This window comes from Mesorhizobium sp. M7A.F.Ca.CA.004.04.2.1, assembly GCF_004022825.1.
GTDB lineage: Bacteria > Pseudomonadota > Alphaproteobacteria > Rhizobiales > Rhizobiaceae > Mesorhizobium.
This window is the reverse complement of the sequence record NZ_RZPH01000418.1, coordinates 1-4,898: the sequence shown is the minus strand read 5'-3', so window position 1 is coordinate 4,898 and position 4,898 is coordinate 1. Positions and strand designations below refer to the sequence as shown.

Annotated in this window: 5 protein-coding genes and 1 pseudogene; 2 read left to right on the top strand and 4 right to left on the bottom strand. The window is 60.8% G+C overall.

Annotated features, from left to right (window positions below; all coding sequences use genetic code 11):
- Nucleotides 1–83: 83 nt before the first annotated feature.
- The 4 genes from EN893_RS18905 to EN893_RS18890 form a co-directional block, all read right to left on the bottom strand.
- Complete coding sequence (locus tag EN893_RS18905) at nucleotides 84–515, bottom strand: HIT family protein (protein WP_127271001.1); 432 nt, start codon at nucleotides 513–515, stop codon at nucleotides 84–86.
- Nucleotides 516–614: 99 nt separating this feature from the next.
- A complete protein-coding gene (locus EN893_RS18900) occupies nucleotides 615–1,829 on the bottom strand; it encodes a GNAT family N-acetyltransferase (RefSeq protein WP_127272503.1) in 1,215 nt (404 codons plus the stop codon).
- A gap of 50 nt (nucleotides 1,830–1,879) precedes the next feature.
- A complete protein-coding gene (locus EN893_RS18895; protein ID WP_127269017.1) occupies nucleotides 1,880–2,608 on the bottom strand; it encodes a glycerophosphodiester phosphodiesterase in 729 nt (242 codons plus the stop codon).
- Nucleotides 2,609–2,622: 14 nt separating this feature from the next.
- On the bottom strand, nucleotides 2,623–3,087 hold the full coding sequence (locus EN893_RS18890; RefSeq protein WP_127269018.1) for a RidA family protein: 465 nt from the start codon (nucleotides 3,085–3,087) through the stop codon (nucleotides 2,623–2,625).
- A gap of 138 nt (nucleotides 3,088–3,225) precedes the next feature.
- Here EN893_RS18890 and EN893_RS18885 point away from each other — a divergent pair, with 138 nt between their 5' ends.
- Nucleotides 3,226–4,053 (top strand): cell envelope integrity EipB family protein, encoded by an 828-nt coding sequence (locus EN893_RS18885; protein ID WP_127269019.1) that lies wholly within the window; start codon nucleotides 3,226–3,228, stop codon nucleotides 4,051–4,053.
- 114 nt (nucleotides 4,054–4,167) lie between these two features.
- Nucleotides 4,168–4,898, top strand: a pseudogene (locus EN893_RS18880) (hypothetical protein); the annotation flags it as partial.

The window sequence follows — 4,898 nt, the reverse complement described above, 5'->3', positions numbered from 1 at the left end:
GCGCCGGCCCGCCCGGGCACTAGAATCGTCTTCTCGGCTGAACGGCGCTACCCGGTCCGCCACATCGGCTGACCTCGCGTTTCTCAATTTTCGAGTGCAGTCCGGATCTTTTCGGCATTTTCGGTCAGCACCTCCGGCTTCTCCATTCCTCCCGTGTGCGGCTTCAGCGGGATGCCGTCGAAGCGCGGAATGACATGTACGTGCAGATGATAGACGGTTTGCCCCGATGCCGGCTCATTGAACTGCATGATGGTGACGCCGTCGGCGCCAAAGGCCTTTTTCACCGCCAGCGCCACTTTCTGAACGACGCTCAAGAGATGGCCGAAAATTGACGGGTCGGCGTCGAGCAGGTTGCGCGACGGCGCTTTCGGCACCACCAGCGTGTGGCCCGGCCCCTGCGGCATCACATCCATGAAGGCGATGACAGCGTCATCCTCGTAGACCCGGTGCGAGGGAATTTCGCCGCGCAGGATCTTGGCGAAGATGTTGTCGGTATCGTAGGCGGCCTCGGTCATGGCGAACGCTCCGGATTGTGCCTTTCGTGTAGCGAAACGGTGGAAAATCGGCAAGACGATCGGACGAAGTCGGCCCTGCTCGTCAAGGCAGCCCTGTTGCTACTCCTCCAGATCCTTGCGGAACGGGGTGTGCTCTTCCAGATATTCGCTCATCCGCTCCACCTCGTGGCGTTCGCGCCTGAGGTAGTCGGCGACGGCGTTGCGCAGGCCGGGGTGCGCAATGTAGTGCGCGGAATGCATGATCACCGGCCGGTAGCCGCGCGCCAGCTTGTGCTCGCCCTGCGCGCCTGCCTCGACAACCTTCAGCTTGCGTTCGATGGCGAAGTCGATCGCCTGGTGATAGCAGACCTCGAAATGCAGGAAAGGATGGTCCTCGATGCAGCCCCAGTTGCGGCCATAGAGTGCGTCCGAACCGATGAAATTGATGGCGCCGGCGATATAGCGGCCATTGCGCCTGGCCATCACCAGCAGGATGTCGTCGGCCATGCGTTCGCCGATCAGCGAGAAGAATTGACGGTTGAGATAGGGCCGGCCCCATTTGCGGCTGCCGGTGTCCATGTAGAAGGCGAAGAAATCGTCCCAGGCCTTCTCCGTGAGGTCCTTGCCGGTCAGCCGATCGATCGAAATGCCTGGGGCAAGCGCTTCACGCCTTTCCTTCTTCATCGCCTTTCGCTTGCGCGAGGCAAGGGTGGCGAGGAAGTCGTCATAGGTCGAAAAACCTTCGTTGAAGAAATGGAATTGCTGGTCGGTGCGGTGCAGGAAGCCTGCCGCTTCCAGCACTTCCACATCGCTCTCTTGCGCGAAGGTGACATGCGCGGAAGAGACGCCGAGTTTTTGCGTCACCGCCTTCAGGCCCGCCGCGAGACCGGCCTTCACTTTGGCGCTGTCCTCGCCTTTGCTGACCAGCAGGCGAGGGCCGGTGACCGGGGAGAACGGCACGGCACTTTGCAGTTTGGGATAGTAACGGCCGCCGGCGCGCTCGAAGGCATCCGACCAGCCATGATCGAACACATATTCGCCCTGGCTGTGCGATTTGAGATAACAGGGCACCGCGCCCAGCAATCTGCCTTGCCCGTCCTCCAGCCTGAGGTGATGGCCCTGCCAGCCGGTGCGCCGCACGGCGCATCCAGAATCTTCGAGTGCGCTTAGAAAAGCGAAGGAAACCAAAGGATTGTAACTGGTTTCTGAATCTCCGCGCGCGGTTCCGGCAAAGCCGTTCCATTCATCACAGGTGAAGGCGCCAATGCCGGCGGCGACGCGGATCGAATAGTCAGCATTGGCCGTTTGTCCGTCACCCTCGTCGCCCTGATCCATGAGGCTTATTTAAGCTCCGTCCGGCCTGGTACAAGTCACGTTTCAGACACTCAGGCGACTTTGACCAGATCGGGCTCGAACCCCTCGAACGTCATCTGGTCGGCATATCTGAAGGTCAGGTCGACCGCCGGCTGGTCGTGCACCGTCCAGGTGATAACAGGCATTTTCAGCCTTTCGCGCACGAAGCTGACGAATGGGTTCGGCAGGTCGCCGGCCGCGTAGGAGGTGAAGGCGATGTCGTGCGCCAGCATGGCGAAATGCGCCTCGATCAGCCCGACGTCCTTGCCGTAGGCGGTGAGACCCCCGGGGATACCCGGCGCGTCTTTCGGAAAATCGCGGACCAGCCAGTGGTCGAACGACATGATCGCCGCCTTGCCCTTGTAGCGCTTGAGCATCTTGCCGACGCTTGCCACCAGGCCTTCGTCATAGCCGGGCGTGCCTTTCAACTCGACCACCAATGGCACGCGGCCGTCGACCAGGTGGAGCATTTCCTGCAGCGTCGGCACATGGTCCGCCGTGCCACCGACCCTGAGCGCCGCGAGTTCTGCTGCGGTGCGCTGCCAGACGAAACCATCCTGGCCGGTCAGGCGCTTGAGATCTCCGTCATGGATGATGACAGGAACGCGGTCGGACGACAGGTGGACGTCGCATTCGATGGCATAGCCGCGTTCGGCGGCCGCAGCGAAGGCTGACAGCGTGTTTTCCCAGCGCGTCTTGTTCATGTCGTGGAAGCCGCGATGGGCGACGGGCCGGGCGGTCAGCCAGGATAGGTCGGTCATATCTGTCCCCTGGCTCATTCGATTTCGAAGACGGCTTCGATTTCCACTGCGGCATTAAGCGGCAGGCAGGCGGTGCCGACGGCGGAGCGCGCATGCTTGCCACGCTCGCCAAGGGCCGCCACCAGGAAATCGGAGGCGCCGTTGGCAACCAGATGCTGCTCGGCGAACTCAGGTGTCGAGGCGACGAAAACGGTGATCTTCACCAGACGGCTAATCTTCTCGAGGTCGCCGAGTGCTGCCTTGGCCTGCGCCAGAATGTTGATCGCGCAGTATTTTGCCGCATCCTTGCCACCTGCGGTATCGAGATCGCGACCTAACAGCCCGCTCGCCTGCAGCTTGCCGTCCTTGAGCGGCAATTGTCCGGCGGTGAACAGCAGATTGCCGGTCCGGCAATAGGGCACGTAGTTGGCGGCGGGCGCGGCGGCGACGGGAAGCGTCACACCCAGATCGCTTAGCCGCTTTTCGATTGTTTCACTCATGGTATTTCCCTATTGCTTGGTGACGCCGCGCCGGCCGGGCCGAAATTGCTATTTTTGCCTCGCTTCCGCCACGACTTTTTTTAAGCTGGACCATCTTTCCCTGCGGCCTGCCATCAGTCGCGACGATCGGAGTACCTCATGCGCGCAACGCGCCTCGCATTCCATGCCGTCCTGTTGTCGGGGGTCTTCTCGATAGGCCCTGCCTTCGCAGCGCCGGCGTTGCAAGCCCACCGCGCCGTCTACGATCTTACCTTGAAAAAAGCGTCCGATCAGTCCGGCATCACAGGCATATCCGGCCGCATGGTCTATGAGTTCAATGGCTCGGCCTGCGAAGGCTATACGGTGAAATTCCGCTTCGTCACCCAGATCGTCACCGCCGACAACACCAGGCTGACCGACCAGCAGACGACCACTTTCGAGGACGCCGAAGGCAAGACATTTTCGTTCGTGACAAAATCCTTCGTCGACCAGAATCTCGACAAGGAGGTCAAGGGCATCGCCACCAAAGAGACCAAGGGCCTGAAGGTCGACATCGACAAGCCTGAAAAGAACAGCGTCGAGCTGGCGACAACCCAATTCCCGACCCAGCATCTGGTCGAGCTGATCGGCAAGGCCGAAAAGGGCGAGAATTTTTACGAAACCAACCTGTTCGACGGTTCCGAAGACGCCAACAAGGTGATGACCACCACCGTCGTGGTCGGCAAGAAAACCGATGCCGACAAGGCCGACCCGGAAGCTTCGGCACTGGCAAAGCTCGCTACCGACAAATACTGGCCGGTCGACATCGCCTATTTCGACGACACCAACAAGACGGGCGAAGAGGTGCCGGAATACCGTATCAGCTTCAAGCTGCATGAGAACGGCATCACCCGCGATCTCGTCATGGACTATGGCGACTTCTCGATGACCGGCAAGCTGGTCAACCTGTCGCTGTTCGACCAGACGAAACCCTGTCCCGCCAAATAGTGCCGGTCTAGGCAGTTGATTTACCACGACACGGCGTGGTCGTAACGATCGACTTGAACGTGCCGCAATCGTCTCTCAACCTCTCCCCGGCGTCCAGGCGCGAGGGGGATCAGCTTGAGCAGGATCGATACATTCGTGGCGCCGCGGCCCAACCCGGCACTGATCAGGGCCATGACATCCGTCAACCGGATCGTCATGCTCCGCGGCATTCCCGGATTTCGGGATATCTTGCCGTTCAATCGCCTGGCCGGTCTGCGCGGCGTCTCAAATGTCCGCCATATCGACTTTCCCCACGCCGACCTTGAGCGGCTGAAGGCCAGTTGCGGGGCAGGGAAGGCGACCTTCATCACGCCCAATCATCCCGAGTTCTTCACCGACTGGATGATCGATAAGGAAATCGTGTCGCAGGTCAGCCCGCTCACGGCCTCATGGGCAACCAATGGTGTCGTCAACGGCCTTGGCCGGCTGATGCAGAAGTTCTGGCTGGCCAACAACCTCATCGCTCAGATTCCCGGCAATAGCGGGGCAGCCAAGGAACACTCCATCGCCTGGGCCTTGAAAGGCCATGGCGTGCTGCTGCATCCCGAAGGCGGCGTCGGCTGGCATGCCAATGTCGTTGCGCCTTTGCTGCCGGGTGCCATCGAGATGGGGCTGGAGGCCCTCAAGCGCGGCCGGGCCACGGATTCCGATTTCAAGGTCTGGATCGCGCCAGTCGTGTGGAAGCTCGCCTTCACCGGGAATGTCGAAGCGGCGCTGGCGAAGGAATGCGCTTATGTCGAGAAAAGCCTGAAAATAGAACGCCTTGCGACCGACACGCTGCCGCAGCGCATCCACCATGTCTATTC